This window comes from Pseudaminobacter soli (ex Li et al. 2025), assembly GCF_029892515.1.
GTDB lineage: Bacteria > Pseudomonadota > Alphaproteobacteria > Rhizobiales > Rhizobiaceae > Pseudaminobacter > Pseudaminobacter soli_A.
This window is the reverse complement of the sequence record NZ_JARXVF010000001.1, coordinates 390,559-409,010: the sequence shown is the minus strand read 5'-3', so window position 1 is coordinate 409,010 and position 18,452 is coordinate 390,559. Positions and strand designations below refer to the sequence as shown.

Below are 18,452 nucleotides of genomic sequence, written 5' to 3'. Positions count from 1 at the left end.
AAACCATGCGCGGTTTTCGGGCTCGTGTATATTCGCGGGTGAGGGGGGCACGCGCAGCCCTGTCTGGCTTGTAAAATGGGCGGACCAAACTAGCTGACTGCCCATGCCACACATCAGTTCAACGCCACAGTTGCGTTGGGCGTTGCTCCTCTTGATCCCGTTGGGAAGGGGTAGGGCAGATACCGCTTTTGACCTGCTTGTGAAGGCAGTCGCTGCCATGAGCAAATGTGCGAGCGGTCGGATTTTGACACAGGGTGCACCCAGGTCATCGGCAGATGCAGTTCTCCGTTATCGGACTGATCGTATGCTTCGCGGTCCTGATCGCCGGCTTCCTCGCTCGCGGTACGCTGATTGTCAGCCTAATCGCTTCCCTGGCCTTTGGTGCGACGGCAGTGGTGGCTATTTCCTCGCTGGGTGGCTCATCGCCCTTGATCTACACCTATTTCGCCATCTTGCTTATCGCTTCGGTCGCAGCGCGAAGGCTGATCTGGCGCGATATCGGAATGGTCTTTGGCCAGGTAAAGCCGCTTTGGGTGCTTTGCTGCCTGATGGTCTACGCCGCGGTCGGTTGCTGGCTTCTGCCGCGTCTGTTTGCCGGCCAAACGACCGTTTTCGTGCAATCGCAGTTGAGGCAAGGCGTCGTTGAATCGGTGCTTGAGCCGGTCTCGGCCAACATATCGCAGACGGCCTATTTCGTCCTTGGCGGCCTGGTCACCATAGCGCTTTGTGTGCTGCTGCTACGTTCGGAGCGCATGGACCAGATAAGGCGCGGCTTCTTTTTTTTGTGCGTGCTGCATGTGTCGATGGGGATGCTCGATCTGTTGGGCAAGATCGCCGGAGCAGGCGATGTCTTGCAGCCGATCCGCACCGCGAGCTACGCGATGCTCACCAATGTCGGCCAATCGGGTTTCTTTCGAATTGCGGGAGGCTATTCGGAAGCGTCGGCCTTCGCCGGCGCGTCTCTGGGCTGCCTTGGCTTTACATACACATATTGGCGGAAGACCGGCTGGACGCCGGCCAAGTGGCTTACCCTTGTCTTGCTCGCCCTGACCCTCCTTTCGACCTCCAGCACTGCCTATGGTGGCTTGGCCGTACTTGTGGTTCCGGTTGCCATTTCGCTGCTTGTTGCCGTGTTGAGTAACCGGGTGAAGAAGAGTGATTTGCAGATTGTCGTTGCCCTTGTGGTCGTGTTGCTCGTGGTTTTGGCAGTCACGCTCTACGACCATCGCATCTTCGATCCGTTTGCCCGCCTTCTGAATTCGGTGGTCTTCGACAAGGGCAACACGAGTTCGGGGCAGGAGCGTGCCTATTGGAACCTGAAGAGCCTGCAGGCCTTCGGCGATACGCAAGGGCTCGGCATCGGCTTCGGCAGCTCGCGCGCGTCCAGCTGGCCCATCGCCGTCCTGTCACAACTCGGGTTCCTTGGAACAGCGATGATGGCGGCGCTGCTCTTCGTCGTGGCTCGCGGCTTGCACGGGGTGAGGGATTGGGTTGACCAAGAGACGGATGCAGTGGCGTCTAGCGTTCAGGCCTGTGCGCTGGCGGGAATTGTCGGCGGATCGCTGGTCAGCGGAACCGCCGACCCCGGGATGATCTTCTTCATAGCCCTTGCAGTCATATCGGCGACCAGGGCTCGCGCTCGGCTGAACGCAACGGCGATCGAAGGTGATTATCTGCTGACTACGTCTATGCCCGTTGCCGCCCAAAGGACATGATTTGCCATCGAAGGGCCCTGGCGTTCGGTGGCGGTCGCGTTGGTTAGGCCGTGGGTCAGATATTGGGCCGGAAGGGAGCGCGTGTCTTACCCCGGTCGGCGCGGCACCAGGATAAGCATCCTACCTCATTTGGCGGCGTTTACGTCGCGCCTACTCGGACTAAGCTTACATGGGTGCCTTGCCGATGAGGTTGCACAGAGCATTCGCGCCTGAATGTGCGGCTCAACGTCATCGACTGCACGCAAGAAGCACCACAGGAGGAGCTGTAGCCGCCTCCGGTAATCGGATCTGGATCTAGCGATGGACCGTCGTCTGCCCCCCTCTTGGCAAAGCGCATTCGACCGAAGCGCGAAACCCGAGGGCGATTTCGTCGGCTTGGCAGATATCGCTTCATTCCTGGGGCAATATCTCCGCACAATTCTCGGTTTCATTCTGTGCGCCCTGTTCCTTGGATGGTTTTACATAGCCACCACTGATCCCGTTTACACCGCCCAGACACAGTTGCTCATCGAGCCGAAGATGCCGCAACTGCTCCAGCAGCAGGCCGAACTGAACCTCACGCTCGACACGGCTCAGGTCGAGAGCCAGATCGCCGTCATGCAATCCGAGAAGATCGCAACGATGGTGATCAACCAGTTGAAGCTGAAGGACGACCCGATTTTCAACAGGTCACAGAACCTCGGGTTCCTGGCGCGCTTGAAAAAGCTTGGCGAGCGATGGGAGCTTAGCCACTCCTCACAAGCGGATGAGTCCAGGAATCTATCGGATTTCGAACGCGATCGGATGACGATGGGCGCCTATATTGGGGGACTGGATGTGCGGCGCGTCGGCGTGTCCTACGCGATAACCATCTCCTTCCGCGCGCTCGATCCCGACACCGCTGCAAATGTCGCCAACGCGACGGCCGATGCATTCATGCGCGAACAGCTGGAAACGAAGTTCACCTCGGCTCGCGAGGGAGGTAGCTGGCTCGAGCAGCGATTGAACGAGCTGCGGACGCAGATGAACACCGCCACGAAAGTCGCGCAGGAGTTCCGGGCACGGCACGACTATGGCATTGGCGAAGACAGTTCCATTGGCTCCGGCAGCGCGGCCGGCAAGAATGCTCCTACGCTCGAGGAACTCGAGGTGGCTGCGAATACCTACCGCAAGATGTATGAGAGCTTTTTGCAAGCCTACACCAATTCGGTCAGCCAGCAGTCGTATCCCGTGGCGGACGCACGCGTGATCACCAAGGCGACGCGACCGCTCGCGGCCAGCGATCCGCGGCGCAGGCTTGTCTATGCATTTGCGGGCCTGGGCGGCTTGATGCTGGGGTTGGGAGTCGCCTTTCTCCGCTTTACGCTGGATCGCAGCATCCGTTCCTCTCGGCAGCTGCGCGAGGATTTTGGCCTGGAGTGCATAGGCGAGCTGGCGCCGATCCCGGCCAGGCGCGCGAAGCTCGATGCGATCACAACGCTGCCTTCGTCGAAATACAGCGTAGGTCTCAGGAGGGTCAAAACCGCCATCGACCTGCACGATCCGGGCCGCCCGCTGAAATGCATCGGAATAGCGTCGTCCTTGCCCTCCGATGGGAAGAGCTCCTTCGCGAGCAACCTTGCGATGCTTTATTCGATGTGCGGCGAGCATGTCCTCGTCATCGATGCCGACATATTCCATTCAGTCTTGAGCCATGGGCTGCTTGGGGCCATCGATCCCGTCCAGGCGACAGAATGGTCGATCTTCGAGAACATCGCGCCGAGCCGCAATGGAAGGGTCGACGTTCTACCCAGCTCGGTTGTCGATGCGAAGAACCTGCTCACGCAGCGAAACCTGCGCGCCGCTCTGGCGGAATTACAGGGCTACGACATGATCATCGTTGATCTGCCACCATTGACCGTTGGGGCAGACAGGCTTGCCGTCGCCACCTGTCTGGACGGGGTCGTGCTGGTGGCTGAATGTGGAGCGACGCCCGCCGATCTCTTCGGCGAATTGGTCCAAATGTTGCATGCAGGCAAGACGCTGGTAATCGGCGCGGTCATGACCAATGTGCGTGCCGCGCGGGTCAAGGAAGGTTACAGGCGAGGCCAACGGGCTCGCTGAAGCATTGCCGCGGTCAGCCGGTCGCATGCCGACGGGCGTCTTTCAAGTCAACCAGCCACCAAAGCGATTTCTCTTCTTCGCGGAGACTCGACGACGCCCGGCGTCGGCCAGATTCTCCGCGTCGCATTTAGGGCGAGTGGCTAATACCTTTGGATCAGAGGGTAGGTAGTGGCAGATTTCAATACAACCTTTGCCGCTGTTGCGCCTGGGCGCACGACGCTGGAAATTAGAGCCAGTTAGTGAGTGGACGTGTAGCTCATGTCTGTAAACGCAATTGGCAAATCATCTTCTCGCCGCCGCTCCTTTATTCGCGACCGCAAGCAGCGTTTGGGAACGGTACGTGGCCCTCAGCGTCATGTCTCTGGCGCCGCGAACGACGGCGTCCAGATTTCGAGCCAGCTGCTTGCTTCCGAGACAGAGGTTGCGCCGAACCAGGACGATGCGACCCCGACGAGCGCCGGATCGCCATCCGCGCCCATCGGGGGAAAGCTCAAGAGGGCAGCGGACATCGCCATCGCCCTCTGCGCCCTCGCAGTCGCCTCACCGATCATGCTTATCGTTGCTGTGATCTTGAAACTGAGTGACGGCGGAGCTGCAATATTTTCTCACAATCGCATCGGCTTCGGCGGCGCTTCTTTCAGGTGCTACAAGTTCCGGACAATGGTCGCCAATTCGGGCGAGGTGCTGACCCAGCATCTTGCGTCGAACGCTGAAGCTGCCGTGGAATGGGAGGAGACCCAGAAGCTCCGGGATGACCCGCGCATCACCGCCTTTGGCCGGTTGCTGCGCAAGTCGAGCATCGACGAGTTGCCGCAGCTGTTCAATGTTCTGAAGGGCGAGATGAGCTGCATTGGCCCACGTCCCATCGTCGCCGAGGAGCTCTCCCGTTATGGTCCTAATGCTGCCGACTATCTCTCCGCCAGGCCTGGTCTCACGGGGCTCTGGCAGGTTACTGGCCGCAGCAGAACCGACTATCCCAGCCGCGTCGCGCTCGACAGCAAATATGTAAACAACTGGTCGCTGTGGGCGGACGCAGTCATCCTGGTTCGCACGATCTTTGCGGTGATGCGGTTCGACGAAGCCTCGTGAGCGAGCTACCTGCGCGGGCTGTCGGTGTGCCGCCACATGCCGCCGGCGACCAGCCCGGCAAGATAGGCGCACTGCAGCATCAACAGCGGAAACAAGATCCTCGGCAGCAACGGCCCTTCAAGCAGGAACCCGGCTGCAATGGCCGTCGCAACTGAGGCGGCAAGAAGTGCCGGGACACGGAATTTGAGCCCCAGCAGGAAGCCAACCGCGGCAACCGTAACAAGGCTCCAGAACACGCGTGTCATCTCCCCGGTGATTTGTCTTGTCGCGCCGTTCTGCATCGAAACAGCCCTTGGCTGGAGTGAAATCTGGCTGGCCTGCTTTTGCAAGCGTTACTCGATCGACTGCTTAAGATTTCCCAGACGCGTTGAACTCGGAACACATCTCGCGAGAGGAGGCCGCTATAGGAGCTGGCCAAGGTCTGCCCGTCAACTCGTCTGGGGCCTGGACCTGCCAGGATCACTTTAGTGATTGGGGCGCAGCGGTCCCAATCACTGTGTCTGCGTTGACGTGGCGGCCGCTTGCGCGTCGGCAGACGGCGTTCTCATCGCAGGTAGATCAGACAAGCCGCTTTCGTTCAGTATTGCGAGGGAATCCTCTTCGATCGGCGAAAGCGGGATCTTGATCTTGAGCGTATCGCTCGGTTGCAAAGCCGTCGTTTCGGTGGCCGCGAATTCCGATGCTGTTCCGTCGGGCATTGGGCGAACGATGGTATAGGAAGGTTGGGCCTCTTCGTTGCGCGATTGCGCGAGCAGGCGCGGCGTCGTCACTTCGGAATCGTGCAGCATCTGCACGGCGGTCTGGGCCTTGCGTGAGATCTCGTTCATCTGAGCCTGCGTTTCGCGCAACGATTCCGAAACCTCCGTCGCGTGCTTGTTCTTGGCCTCCAGAATGGAAATGTCGGCGCGGCTGATCTCCTGACGGGCGCGAAACACTGCGGTTTCGGCGGCCAGCCGATCGCCGCGGATCTGGGCCACCGTCCGCTCCAGCGACATCTCGCGGGGCGCAGCCGTAAGGCCCTTGCTGACGAGCGAGGAGACGCCGGTCAGTTCCTTCTCAACCAGCTCGATCTGCTTGTCATAGAGGGTAAGCTGCTCTTCGAGAGCCTGGAGTTCCTTGGCCAGAAAGTCCTTCAGATCGCCGAGGGCCTGGATCTGCGTTTTTATGCCATCCTGGCGTGCCTTGAAAATCAGGCGCTCCTGTTCCATCGCAATGGTCGCAGCGTTGTCCTGGGTGCGTTTGGTCAGTTGCTCGGGAAAGGCGATTTCGTCGGCATTGTTCAACTCCGCTTCCAGCCGTGCCTTGCGCGCCATGAGGTTGATGCCGGAAAGCGTCAGCAGGCTAAGGTCGCCCCGGCCGGAGATGACCTCACGGGTCAATCTGCCCGTGCCGTCGTCCCTGGTCCTGAGGCCACCGGCAATGCTGAGGGCCTGAAGGACTGTCAGGCCGGGACGGTAGGGAAATTCGCCGGCGCTCTTGACGTCACCGACGACGTAGAATGGCCTGAACTGGACCACTTCGACCGCGACATTCGGCGGCCGGCCAAGCCCCATATGCGTCATGAGCAGGTTGCCGATCGCGGTGCCGAGTGCGCCGGTCGTTGAGCCGGCTGCATCGATCTCGCCGACGAAAGGCAGCGACAGGGTGCCATCGGCGCCGACGGTGAACTGGTCGTTCAAGGCCGGCCATCCGAAGGCGCTGTCCTTCGACGCCCGCCATTCGTATATTTTGAGGCGCACCTTGTCCTGTGGCCCCAGCAGATATTCCGTGGCCACGGCACCGTGCAGCCCGGATGCACCGGCAACCAGCGACAGGGTCAGGGCGGCAAGTGTGTTGCGGAAACGTCGGCTGCGTGGCGTATTCGACAGAGACGTATTTGACGGTTGCTGAGTGCTCACGCGAGGCTCCTAAATTTCCAGAATGTATTCGGGCTGGATGCGCCCGATCACCAAATGGGACATGGCAAGAAGATTGCCCCACAGCCTGCCGCGCCGGTCGATATAGGGCTCGGGCCGCATGCTGCGAACGATATTGGCGGCGATATTCCGCAGCATCAGCGGAAGCGCGAAGCTCGCCGGCACCGAGCCCTTCCTGATCAGGTAGACAGGATTGACGATCTGCGAGTAGCCGAAGCGGACGCCGCTAATGCGCCCGGTCTTGATGCCGAGATGAATGCCGACGATCGAGGAAACACCGACCACGCGGCCTTTCTTCCTGAGCTGGCTGGTGAAGTCGATGTCCTCCTGCCAGCCGTAGAGCACCAGCCGTTCGTCGAAGCGAAGCGTGCCGATGCTCGCCTCTCTGATCGACATGTTGCAGCCATAGGCGCCGACATGGTTGGCAATGCGGGTGACGACGCACGGTTCGGCCTTGGCCCTGTCCAGCGCGTCCATGGCGTCTTCCCAGGTGACGCCGGCATTGCGGGCACCGTCCAGGATCACGTCGCCCATCACGACAACCCAGTCGTCATGGGCCGCGAACGAGGCTTCGACACGCTCGAGATAGTCGTCTGCGGGAACGAAGTCGTCGTCGAAGAAAGTGACTATGTCGAACCGCCGGGCGACGTGTTCGAGCACGTTGTTGCGTTGAGTGGTCAGGCCCTTCTTGCCGAAGATCACGCTCACGGGAAAGCGGGCGCTTTGGACGGAGCCGACATGGGTTGCATCGGGGGCGGCAATGATGACCTGGTCCGGCAGCCGCGACTGACGCTCGAGATGGGCGAGCAGTCGTGTAAGTTGCTCGCTGCGGCCAAGCGTCGGTATCGCTACGACAAGTCTCATGCGCAACCTCATGCGATCGTCCAATGCCGTCGCGCCGCCGCATCGAACAAACCGTTCCGGCAAGCGTAGTCGCGGGGTCGGAGGATCACAGCCTGTACAAAAGGATCGGAAGTTTCCGCCAATACTCCCTACGACGTACATAGCCGGCGTTCGATCGTGTGCTTCGACACGCGAGGCAGGTCGGGCCGACACCCGTTTGGTCAGCTTGTAGGGGATTGGCCGCAAATCGACATTGGCATGGACGAGGATTTCGAGAGACGCCCATGCGACACACCAGTCTGGCCCAACTGGAAACGGCAGACCACTATCTTTCAACGCCGTCTTCTGCCGCGAGGGTGGCCGGTATCGACCGCAACAGCCGGATCGCCGTGGTGCACGACTGGTGTCCGGATTTCAGGGGCGGTGAGCGTGTCTTGGCGCGTATCTGCAGCCAGCTCCCGAACGCCGAGATCTTCACACTGTTCGATTTCCTGCCGGAGCCGGTGAAACAGCAATATTTCCACGACGTGGAATTCCATGCTTCGGCGGCCAACAGGCTGCCGATGATCAGGAAGTACTACCGCGCCCTGTTTTTCCTCTGCCCGTTCCTGATCGAGCAGTTCGACGTTACCGGCTATGATGCGGTGATCAGCTCTTCGGCGGCGTTTTCGCGGGGCGTCATCACGAGGCCCGACCAGCCGCACCTGTGTTATGTGCACAGCCCGGTCCGTTATGCCTGGGACGAGCAGTTCTCCTACCTCGACCAGGCAAATATGGGCTTCGGGCCCAAGGGCATGCTTTTCCGCTATATGCTCCATCGCCTGCGGGAATGGGACACCAGAACCGCGCACGGGCCCGACCTGATGCTGGCCAATTCCACCTACGTGCGCACGCGCATCAAGCGCATCTATGGCCGCGACGCCAGGGTAGTGTTCCCACCTGTGTCGCTTGGCGAGCTCGCCTATGTCGAGGACAAGGACGACTACTACGTGTCCGCATCCTTCCTCGCGCCCTACAAGCGGACGGATCTCGTGATCGAGGCCTTCAACGAAATGCCGAGCCGACGTCTGGTCGTGGTCGGGGAGGGGCAGCAGTCGGCCAGATTGCGTGCGCTTGCAGGCCCGAACGTCACCTTCGCCGGCTTTCTCTCGCGCAATGACTATGTGCGGACGATCGCCCAGGCCAAAGCCATGGTCTTTGCCGGGTGCGAGGATTTCGGTATCGCGCTTGCGGAGGCGCAAGCTTGCGGCACACCGCTAATCGCGTTCAGCCGTGGCGGTGCGACGGATATCGTCAGGCGGCTTGGGGTTGCGGAGAGGCCTACCGGAGTGCTGTTCGATAGGCAGACCATCGCAAGCCTCAACGAGGCCATTGACCGCTTTGAAGAGAGCGGCGGCGCGATTACGCCCGAGTCCTGCTGGCACAACAGCTTGCGTTTCTCGGAGGAGCGTTTCGACCGCGAGTTCGGGGATGCGGTCGACAGCGTGCAGTCGCCTTACACAGGTATTGCGTGATTGGGGTCGCCGAGGTGCTGAATAAGCTCCGCCGATGGCAGGCCCCCGGCCTTCCACATCGCATGCAAGTAAAGTTCCGCAGAACGCTTCCAACGATAGTGGGAAATGCGTGCGAGCCCGCGTTCAATCATGTCGCATCGCCTCGTCGGAGACGCATTCAGGGCCATGAAGCGGTCGAGCCATTCGGCCGAATTGTCCGGCGAGGCATAGAGCGCGGCATCGCCGCAGATCTCGGGCAGGCTGGCACGATCGGACACCACCACCGGGCAGCCCAGCGCCATGGCCTCCAGCGGCGGCAGCCCGAAACCCTCGGTGAGTGACGGGAAGGCAAGGCACATAGAGTCACGCAGCAAGGCAGCAAGCTCGGCATCTGAAAGCCGGCCGAGCCAAAACACATTCGCCGCGCTTTCGAAGGTGGGCTGCTTGAAGATGCGCGGATCTGAGACGCCCACGACGGCAATCTTGAAGCCTTCGGCGTGGAGCTTGTCGGCCACATCGATGATCAGCCGGGCGTTCTTGTGAGGCGCGGCGCTGCCCAGGAGCACGATCGTGGTGGGGCCGGCTGCCAGGCGCGTTGCATCGGAGTGCCTTAGCCGCCATTCAAGCGCATGCTCATGCCCGTTGGGAGCAACGAGGATATTGTCCGGACGGCAGATACCATGCCTGACGAGTTCGCCCGCCGAAAAATGGGAGACCGTCGCGACAAACTCGGCCTTGTGGCCAAGGGCGGGCACCAGGGCGCGATAAAGCGCGCGGAATGCCGGTGAATAGCTCTTTGGGTAGTTGCGCGTGTTCGTGTCGTGGATACACACGATCTGTGTGTTCGCCAACACCGGGCCGGTATTGCACAGGCTGAGCAGTCCCCTGCCATGAAGATTGGCCGGCAGCACGAGCTGCTCCCACAGATGGCCTCTCAAAGGGCCGACGGTACGGGTGGAAATGACCGACAAGGGCAGGTCCAGCGTCGCGTCGGGTGGCGCCAGAAGTTCCAGGTTGAGGCCGCGGGCGATCTCCGGATGACTGGTAAGCAACTGGTCCAGCTCGGTCACGATCTGCCGTGCGTAGCGCTGAACGCCCGTCAGCTTCTGCGCAAGGAAACGGCCATTGATGGCCCAGTATTGTCGCATGGGGCCTCACGGGTCGAACGGATGACACGGTGGACAGTCTGGACCGGCGGTTTGCGGTCGTCATTTAGTCCATTGGGACGCCGCCGTGGGGGCGCATCGATAATTTGTTGCCGCACCTTCTCCCTATGGGACGCCAAGGTGTAGGCGCATACCTCCATCGTTGGAAAGTCGGTTCTGGCTGCGCGGTGTTAGGCTGGGATCTTCTGAGCGCGGCATCGAGCCGCCGATCCGCGAGGTGCCGCGACCGATGGGCAAAGCCGAGGTTCCCAGACAGCAGGATATTTTGGGCACGGCGGACAACGTCATCCCTTTTTCGCGGGGGCCCGTCACCACAACGGGTATGGGGGCACCTGCCGTAGTTGCCGGCAGCATGCGAAGGCGACGGTGGACGATCAACGGAGATTTCGTCGCGCTTAACACGACAGGCGTGGCGCGCTATGCGCGCGAGGTGACGCTTGCCCTCGACGCTTTGATCACCGAGGGACACCCGCTGGCTCGCGACCTCAGCCTCGACATGGTGGCGCCCAGGCCCGCGCAGCTGCCGCTACGCGCCATCGCCGTGCGCGTCGTCCCGGAATATTCGAAGCCGCGCCTGCCGCAATTCTGGGTTCAGGCGCAACTGCCGCGACACGTTCCCGGCGGTCTGCTGAGCTTCTGCAATCTCGCTCCCGTCACCGTCAAACATCACATCGTCTGCATCCATGACCTGCATACCAGGCTGATGCCGGACAGCTATGGGCGGCTGTTCCGCTGGGCGCACCGGCTGATCCTGCCGCTCTTGGGCCGTCGCGCGGCACACCTGACGACCGTTTCGCAGCTGTCGCGTCAGCACCTCGTGTCGTACGGCGTTGCTCCGGCCGACAAGATCACCGTGACCTACAACGGCAGCGATCATGCGGCGAAATGGAACGCTGGCCGGTCGAACCTGCGGTCCGAGCGCCGCTATGTCCTTTGCCTTGGGCGCCCACAAAAATACAAGAACCTTGAACTTCTGGCTCGGCTCGCACCGCTCCTGGATTCGATGGGGCTGGATTTATGGATGGCCGGAGACGCGGACGAGACCGCGGTCTCTTCGATCGTCTCGCCTGTTCCGTCCAATCTCCGGCTGCTTGGCCGCATTAGCGATGACGACTTCAAGAAAGCGCTGGAGGGTGCGCTGTGCCTCCTTTTCCCCTCGCGGATCGAGGGCTTTGGCCTTCCAGCCGTCGAGGCTATGGCAAGCGGCTGCCCGGTTGTTGCATCGACGGCGCCATGCTTGCCGGAGGTATGCGGTCAGGGCGCGCTTTATGCCGATCCGGATGATCTGGGTGCCTGGGCCGATGCCGTCGGTTCCCTACGGTTCAATCCGAAGGTGCGGCAATTTTTCGTCGAAGCCGGCCTGAAGCAGGCAAGCCGGTACAGCTGGCGCGGCATCGCCGAGACCTATCTGCAGCTGATGGCGGAAGTGGACGCCGAGTCAGCCGAATGAGGTTCGCCGGGCAGGCGTGTCGGGCTACAGAGGAATTTTGGATGTGAGCGTTGAAGTCGTCATTCCATGCTATAACTACGCGCACTTCCTTGAGCAGTGCGTGGGGAGAGTGCTGTCGCAGGCGGTCGACGATCTTAGGATCGTCATCATCGACAACGCATCGACCGACGACAGCGTCGCGGTCGCGAAACGCCTCGCCGAACGCGATAGCCGCATCGAGGTCATCTGCCATGAAAAGAACCTCGGTCCGCATGCCTCCTTCAACGAGGGTATAGACCGCGCCTTAGCCGACTATCTCTTGATCCTCTGCGCCGATGATTTGCTGGTTGAAGGGGCGCTCGGGCTGGCCATCGAGGCATTGGAACAGATGCCCGAGGCAAGCTTCGCCATCGGAACCTATGCAGAAGTTCGACCGCTTGAAGAAGTGGGCAACGGGGCCACGACAAACGTTTGGAACGTAGCCGATGGGGCCGATTTCATCAGGCGATGTTGCTCATCGTTCGATCACGTTGCTGCCTATGCTATCCTCGTCCGTAGGTCGGCTCAGATGCGGGCTGGGTACTATGACCCGAGCTTGGTTCTCTGCGACGATTTCGAGCTGGTGCTTCGGCTGGCACGCATCGGGCAGGTCATCGAGCTGCCCACGCCGCTTGCAGTTCGCCGGATCCAGTCCGGGAGCATTTCGCAACCGGCATGGAACGACAAGCTCCGCCTGCTCAAGGAACGCCAGGCGGCGCTGGACTCATTCTTCGCCAAGGGTCGAAAAGGGCTTCCGGATGCGGGCAAGATCTATCGGATAGGCCTTCAGCGCATCGCCGAGGCAGCGTTCTGGTCCGCGGTTTCTCACTTGGCGAGAGGCAAGCCGACAATTGCGCTCAACCTGTTCAAATACGGATATTCGCTGAGACCGGCGACCATGCTGCTTCCCCCGTTCGCCTATCTGGTTCGGACAAATGGCACCACGAAGCGCGCCAAGGCGGTGATGCTGGAGGCGTTCGGCCGACGCCATGGTGCTTCGTAGTATGAAAAGGACAGTCTCGGGTTGAGTGCGTTGCTTCTCGACAACTCTCTATCGATCGTGAACCGTACCGGCGCCTACTATCTCGCCAGGGATATCTGCTGCGAGTTCGTTCCAGTTCATGCCGATGTCAGATACTGGCGCTTGGGGTCCCATGCTCCCGAAGGCTTGTTCCGCAAGATTATAGCGCGGTTGATGATGCTGGAAATCGGCTTGCTGGGGAACAGCGACCGCTTCCTGATCGGTAGCAAGGCGGACGCCGGCGGCTTTCTAGTCTTTCTCGATCCGCTCTATGTCCTGCGGTCCCGGCTGGCGAGCAGGGACATCGTGTTGTGTCATGACGTGGGGCCTTTGACGCACAGCGAGCTATATGACCCGCGGACGGTCGAGAACTACCGTCTCGCCTATGACAAGATTGCTCGCGCGAAACCCGGCATGGTCTTTGTAAGCGATTGGTCGCGGGCATGCTTCGGCTCGATTTTTGGGACGGACTTTCGACAGCTGACCACGATACCGCTCTATGTGCGGACCGAACTGTTCAACGGTCACGCCGAAGCCGTGCCTGCGCTTGAGGGGCGCCCGTTTTTCCTCACGGTAGGAGCGCTCGAAACTCGCAAGAACCAGGTCGCTGCCTTGAAGGCGTTTCGCGATGGCCGTTTTTGGGATCAGGGCATCGCCTATGTGCTTTGTGGTGCGAGGGGAGCCGGCCACGAGGAGATCTCGGCCCTGGCGGCGAACGAGCCGGGAGTGTTCATGCTGAACTACGTGCCCGACGCGCAACTGCGCTGGCTCTACGGGCATGCAGAGGCGTTCGTCCTGCCTAGTCTCCTCGAAGGCTTCGGCATGCCTGCCCTCGAGGCTGCCTATATGGGATTGCTGCCAATCGTTTCGGCCGACAGTGCGCTGGTGGAAGCCGTAAGTGGCGTCTGCATGGAGGTTTCCCCGCACGATCACCGGTCGATCACCGACGGGATGCGTCGGGCTTTGGTGCGAAGCGGGGCCGAGAAGATGCAGACCAGTCTGGCGCTTCGTCAGATGGCCGTCGGCGCGACGAAGGAAAGGTTCATCGGGCAGTGGCGGGATCTTCTCATATCCAAACAGGTCGCTTGAAACAGTTGATACGCTACTCGGCCGGCTGCGTCGGGGCCAGTCTGACCATCCGGCGAATAGCCGCGTAGGCATGGCCGACTTCCTGGAGAAGCGGATGGCGGGTTGCGCGCAGGGCGAGCAGCCAGCCGGCAGCTGCGAAGATTCCCGAGACGGCGACCTGCAGGATGGAAGGCGCAGAGCTTAGGTCCGACAAGACGAGCACCAAAGCCGGACAGGTGGCGCTTGCTACCGCCACCAGAGCACTTCGCCCTACGGCCGCAAAAAGCTCTCGCCACCGCAGACCGAGACGGCGGCGCAGGAATGTCAGGGACAGGTATGCCTGGAGCGGAGTGATGATCAGCATGCTCCAGGCCGCCGCGTGCAAGCCGCCGACAGCGGTCGCGACCAGCAGGATAGCCAAGGAGGCCGGATAGGCGATGAGCGCCCTGATGCATACGTCCCTTATCGCCCCCAAGGAAACCATCACCGGGTAGCCGATTTCAGCGGAGAAACTGAAGAGCGACGCGATTGCGATGATCCGTACCAACGGAACGGTGTCCTGCCACTGGCCTCCGAGGACCAGCCCGACCACCGGATCTGCAAGGAGGGCAATTGCCAACAGTGCCGGCCATTGGAGGGCTGTGACTATTTCCAATGCGTTCAGATATGGCTTCTTGAGGTCCTGGCCCTCGCGTACCGATGCCGAGAAGATCGGCAAGATGGCCGGTATTGTGCCACTCAGCACGAGCCGGTCGGGAATCTGGCAAATCATCGTGGCGCGGCTGAACAAAGCCGCCGCGTGCGGCGCAAGAATGTTTCCGAGCAGCAGGTAGGGCACCATTTCGTAAGCCTTGAACATAAAGGCGGTCAGTCCGTTGTAGCCGCCAAACGCGACCATGCGCCTCCAATGCCGAAGCGTGGGCCTGAAGATGGAAAGGCGCGAGTATATTGCGATCGCCAGAAGGGCCGTGAGGCAGGCATTGGCCAGACCGGCGCCGGCAAAACTCATGTAGCTGAAACCCTGCCGGGCAAGGATAATCGTCGTGACCGACGTCACGATCGCTCCGCCCATGTTGATGATCGCCACCTTGCCGAAGGCCATCTCACGGCGCAGCAGTGCGACTATCAGCGTCGGGAAGACGTCGATCAGCATGCAAAGCGATATGATCCGCAGGTAGGGCACCAGGCCGGCCTGGCCGAAGGCTGACGCCAAGGGGCGGGCAAAGACCGCAAGCCCGCCGACGATCACCAGCGTAAAGCCAAGCATGACCGTGAAGGCACTCTGAATATCTTCGCGGGCGAGTTCACGATGCTGGATGAGGAAAGAAGTGCTGGCGAACTCGCGGGCCGACGACGCAAAGCCGACAATCGCCATCCCGACCACCGAGATGCCGATTTCCGACGGCGTCAGGATGCGCGAAACCACTGCGACGGTAAGGAAATTGAGGATGAGCGCGACATAGCGATCGCTCGTGCTGAGCAAGAGTACGCGTCTGATGCCCGCCATCCACCATGATCCCATGCGCAGCCAGCGGCCGGACACTGCGTCCTGCCGGGCCATGGATTGTTTTCGGAAAGCTGCGGCGCGTCATGCCCGCTATAAGGTGGGTGGCTACCGCCATAAGGGGTAAGCGCCCCCGGTCGTCCCCAATAAGGGTGCGTTGCGGCCCGAACACCGGCGGCTAGACTTTCTGTCCTGGCAAAAAAGGAATGCGTTTCTTGGTGATCAGGCAATTGACACTAGCCATAGGTGTTCTTCTGGGACTGGCCACCGCCGCCTCAGCTGAACTGCTGTGGGGGGCAAATGGCCATCCGTTCAATGCCTATTCCGGGGTCATCAGCATCGAACGCCAGCTCGACTATGTGAAGGACCTCGGAATGAAGTCCTATCGGGTCAACATCTCCGGCCCGAGTGCCATCGATGCCCTGGCGGCACTGGTGAGGGAAGGAAAGAAGCGCGGCGTCGAAATTCTTCCCGTCGTCACGCCTGGCATGGATCTGGACAAGGAAGACACTGACGCGCTGTACGAGAAGGCTCGAAAGCTGGCCTTCATGCTGGGGAGCCGCTTCAAGGGACAAATCGGCGTCTGGGAACTCGGCAACGAGATGGAGAACTACGCGATCATCCAGCCCTGCGAGATGCGCGACAATGGCCAAAAATATTCTTGCGAATGGGGGCCTGCTGGTGGCGACGGGCCGCTGGACTACTTCGGCCCGCGGTGGAAAAAGGCCAGCGCGGTCCTCAAGGGTCTGTCGGTAGGCATGAAGCAAGCCGATCCGGCAGCGCGCAGGGCAATGGGCACGGCCGGCTGGGGTCACATCGGCGCATTCGAGCGGATGCAGCAGGACGGCATCGAGTGGGACATCTCCGTCTGGCACATGTATGGCCAGGATCCCGAATGGGCTTTCAAGGAAATCGTCCGCTACGGCCACCCGATCTGGGTCACCGAATTCAATAATCCCTACGGAAGCCAGCATGGCGAAGAGCAGCAGGTCGAGGGCCTGATCGAGACCATGAAACAGCTGCGCGAGCTTCAGGCGAAATACAATGTCGAGGCCGCCCACATCTACGAGCTTATGGACGAGACATATTGGGCCCCGGATTTCGAGGCTTATATGGGGCTCGTTCGATTGACCGGCAGCAAGGCCAAGGGTTGGACGCCGGGAGAACCAAAACCGGCCTATTTCGCCGCAAGGAATCTGATACGCGGAAAGGTGCAGTCGGCTTTTCCTCAGCGCGAATGCGATCTCAATGCGACGAGCAAGGACGAGCCGCTTGAAGTACGGCAGGCCGCTTTTGCCTATTGCCTGGTGCTCGGTCGTCAGGGCTCGGCGGAAGAAGTCGCGCGCCGCGCCAGCGAGATCGAGCGCGGAGAGCATACTTTCAACGGCTTGCTCATCTCGATGCTTCGCTCCGAAGATTTCAGCTTGGCCTCCGCCGATTTCGGCATGACCGATCGCGACTATGTCAATTTCCTGTTTCGCTGGCTGCTCGACCGCCCGGCGGATGGCCAAGGACTGGAGAGCTACTCGAGGCAACTGCGGGACGGTTCGATGACGCGCGCCAATGTGGCGGGGGGCATCGTCACCTCCTCGGAATTCGCCGGAAAATATGCGGCGACCTTGGTTATGCAAGCCGCGGACACTATTCCGCCCGGCTGATCGAGGGGCAGGCACGATGTTTTGCCGGCTCACCGCAAATCCTTCGCCGTCTTCAGCGTGCCAGGGCCGTTATTCTCACGACTGGATCCTCGAATTGACCGACAACAGGAGCAAAGCCAGTGAGCGCGAACAACGACGTTTCGCCGGCATTGGAGCGCGACGTGTTGCTGCCAGACCTCGCTTCGGCCCCTCGCTCCGAGGTGGCCGCGCGGCGGACCAGGGCAGCACCCAGTCGCATCGCCCTGTTCGGGCTTTTCGGCGCCGGCAATCTCGGCAACGATGGGTCCTTGGAGACGATGCTCGGGTTCTTGAGACGTGCACGCCCGGACGCCCAACTGTTCTGCGTGTGCGACCAGCCCGAGATTGTCTCTCGGTCGATGAACATCGACACCGTGCCGATCCGCCCGCTCGGCCCACCAAGTCAAAGCAAGTTCCTAAGGATGTTGAGCAAGCTGCGCGATGCCGGTCACGCCTGGCGGCACATCAGCAAGGCGGACCTGATGATCATCCCGGGCACAGGCATCCTCGACGATTTCGGCGAGCGGCCGCAGGGCATGCCGCTGAAAATCCTGACCTGGTGCCTCGCGGCTCGTCTTGCCGGCACGAAGATAGCGTTCGTTTGCATCGGGGCAGGGCCGATCAGGCATCGTCTCAATCGCTGGTTGATGACGTGGGCGGCCGGCCTGGCTCACTACCGGTCCTACAGGGACGAGATGTCCAGGGCCTTCATGGAGAGCGTCGGCTTCGATACGACTGACGACCCAATCTACCCTGACATTGTATTCAAGCTGCCTGTGCCGGCTGTTTCGTCTTCTACCTCTACCGATCCCGGCCGTCTGACTGTTGGCGTTGGCGTGATGACCTACCGGGGCTGGTACGGCTATGCCGAGGGCGCCGATCAGATACTCGACCGGTATATTGAGAAGCTGTCGGAGTTCGTGGTTCATCTGCTGGACGACGGGTATGGCGTCCGTCTGCTCACTGGTGAGCTAGGTGACAGCACCGCGGTGGATGCATTGCTCGCCCGCGTTCGAACAGCACGTCCGCAGGCCGCCGAAAGCATAGTTGCCGAGCCATGCTGCTCGCTTACTCACCTGATGGAACAGATGTCGCAGACGGACATTGTCGTTGCGACCCGATTCCACAACATCGTCTGCGCGCTAAAGATGGGCAAGCCGACGATCTCGCTCGGCTATGCGAGGAAGAACGATGTGCTGATGGCCGAGATGGGCCTGGGCGACTATTGCCAGCACGTCGAACAATTTAGCGTCCCGACGCTGATCGAGCACTTCGACACGGTTGTCGCGAACCGCGACGCTCTTGCGCAAAACGTCCGACAGCGCGTTGCCGATTATGATCGGCAGCTCAGCCGGCAGGAAGAGTTTCTGCTTTCGGAATATCTCTAGGCGCGCGCCGCACGGGGGCACTA

At 60.9% G+C, this 18,452-nt stretch carries 14 protein-coding genes; 9 read left to right on the top strand and 5 right to left on the bottom strand.

The features are described 5' to 3' along the window. Positions 1-275 precede the first annotated feature (275 nt). The 3 genes from M2281_RS02010 to M2281_RS02000 all read left to right on the top strand — a co-directional run bounded on the left by M2281_RS02010 (position 276) and on the right by M2281_RS02000 (position 4,886). Positions 276-1,715 (top strand): hypothetical protein, encoded by a 1,440-nt coding sequence (locus tag M2281_RS02010; protein ID WP_280819420.1) that lies wholly within the window; start codon positions 276-278, stop codon positions 1,713-1,715. 300 nt (positions 1,716-2,015) lie between these two features. After that, entirely contained in the window at positions 2,016-3,797 is a 1,782-nt protein-coding gene (locus M2281_RS02005) for a polysaccharide biosynthesis tyrosine autokinase (RefSeq protein WP_280819419.1), read from the top strand. Between the two features lie 258 nt (positions 3,798-4,055). Next, positions 4,056-4,886, top strand: coding sequence for a sugar transferase (locus tag M2281_RS02000; RefSeq protein WP_280819418.1), 831 nt, complete (start codon positions 4,056-4,058; stop codon positions 4,884-4,886). 5 nt (positions 4,887-4,891) lie between these two features. Here the strand turns inward: M2281_RS02000 and M2281_RS01995 are convergent, their stop codons facing one another. From M2281_RS01995 to M2281_RS01985, 3 genes are all read right to left on the bottom strand, one after another. Further along, positions 4,892-5,215: a hypothetical protein gene (locus M2281_RS01995; protein WP_280819417.1), complete on the bottom strand. Its 324-nt coding sequence runs from the start codon at positions 5,213-5,215 to the stop codon at positions 4,892-4,894. Between the two features lie 162 nt (positions 5,216-5,377). Further along, positions 5,378-6,784 (bottom strand): polysaccharide biosynthesis/export family protein, encoded by a 1,407-nt coding sequence (locus M2281_RS01990; RefSeq protein ID WP_280819416.1) that lies wholly within the window; start codon positions 6,782-6,784, stop codon positions 5,378-5,380. 9 nt (positions 6,785-6,793) lie between these two features. After that, entirely contained in the window at positions 6,794-7,666 is an 873-nt protein-coding gene (locus M2281_RS01985) for a glycosyltransferase family 2 protein (RefSeq protein WP_280819415.1), read from the bottom strand. 263 nt (positions 7,667-7,929) lie between these two features. On the opposite strand from M2281_RS01985, the gene M2281_RS01980 reads away from it, so the two are divergent. Further along, complete coding sequence (locus M2281_RS01980) at positions 7,930-9,159, top strand: glycosyltransferase (protein WP_280819414.1); 1,230 nt, start codon at positions 7,930-7,932, stop codon at positions 9,157-9,159. Here the strand turns inward: M2281_RS01980 and M2281_RS01975 are convergent. Beyond that, entirely contained in the window at positions 9,141-10,286 is a 1,146-nt protein-coding gene (locus M2281_RS01975) for a glycosyltransferase family 4 protein (RefSeq protein ID WP_280819413.1), read from the bottom strand. The genes M2281_RS01980 and M2281_RS01975 overlap by 19 nt on opposite strands. A gap of 370 nt (positions 10,287-10,656) precedes the next feature. On the opposite strand from M2281_RS01975, the gene M2281_RS01970 reads away from it, so the two are divergent. Genes M2281_RS01970 through M2281_RS01960 form a run of 3 tightly spaced genes read left to right on the top strand, consistent with a single transcriptional unit; the run spans position 10,657 to position 13,882 of the window. Beyond that, entirely contained in the window at positions 10,657-11,754 is a 1,098-nt protein-coding gene (locus M2281_RS01970) for a glycosyltransferase family 4 protein (protein WP_280819411.1), read from the top strand. Between the two features lie 43 nt (positions 11,755-11,797). Beyond that, the gene (locus M2281_RS01965) at positions 11,798-12,775 is read left to right on the top strand and encodes a glycosyltransferase family 2 protein (protein ID WP_280819410.1); all 978 of its coding nucleotides are present in this window, start codon (positions 11,798-11,800) and stop codon (positions 12,773-12,775) included. Between the two features lie 30 nt (positions 12,776-12,805). Further along, positions 12,806-13,882, top strand: coding sequence for a glycosyltransferase (locus M2281_RS01960; protein WP_280819409.1), 1,077 nt, complete (start codon positions 12,806-12,808; stop codon positions 13,880-13,882). 13 nt (positions 13,883-13,895) lie between these two features. On the opposite strand, the gene M2281_RS01955 is transcribed toward M2281_RS01960, so the two are convergent. Continuing rightward, on the bottom strand, positions 13,896-15,422 hold the full coding sequence (locus M2281_RS01955; RefSeq protein ID WP_280819407.1) for an oligosaccharide flippase family protein: 1,527 nt from the start codon (positions 15,420-15,422) through the stop codon (positions 13,896-13,898). A 173-nt stretch (positions 15,423-15,595) separates the two neighbouring features. On the opposite strand from M2281_RS01955, the gene M2281_RS01950 reads away from it, so the two are divergent. Together M2281_RS01950 and M2281_RS01945 are read left to right on the top strand one after the other, a co-directional pair. Next, positions 15,596-17,023: a DUF4214 domain-containing protein gene (locus tag M2281_RS01950; RefSeq protein WP_280819406.1), complete on the top strand. Its 1,428-nt coding sequence runs from the start codon at positions 15,596-15,598 to the stop codon at positions 17,021-17,023. 149 nt (positions 17,024-17,172) lie between these two features. Further along, a complete protein-coding gene (locus M2281_RS01945; protein WP_280819404.1) occupies positions 17,173-18,429 on the top strand; it encodes a polysaccharide pyruvyl transferase family protein in 1,257 nt (418 codons plus the stop codon). Positions 18,430-18,452 lie beyond the last annotated feature (23 nt).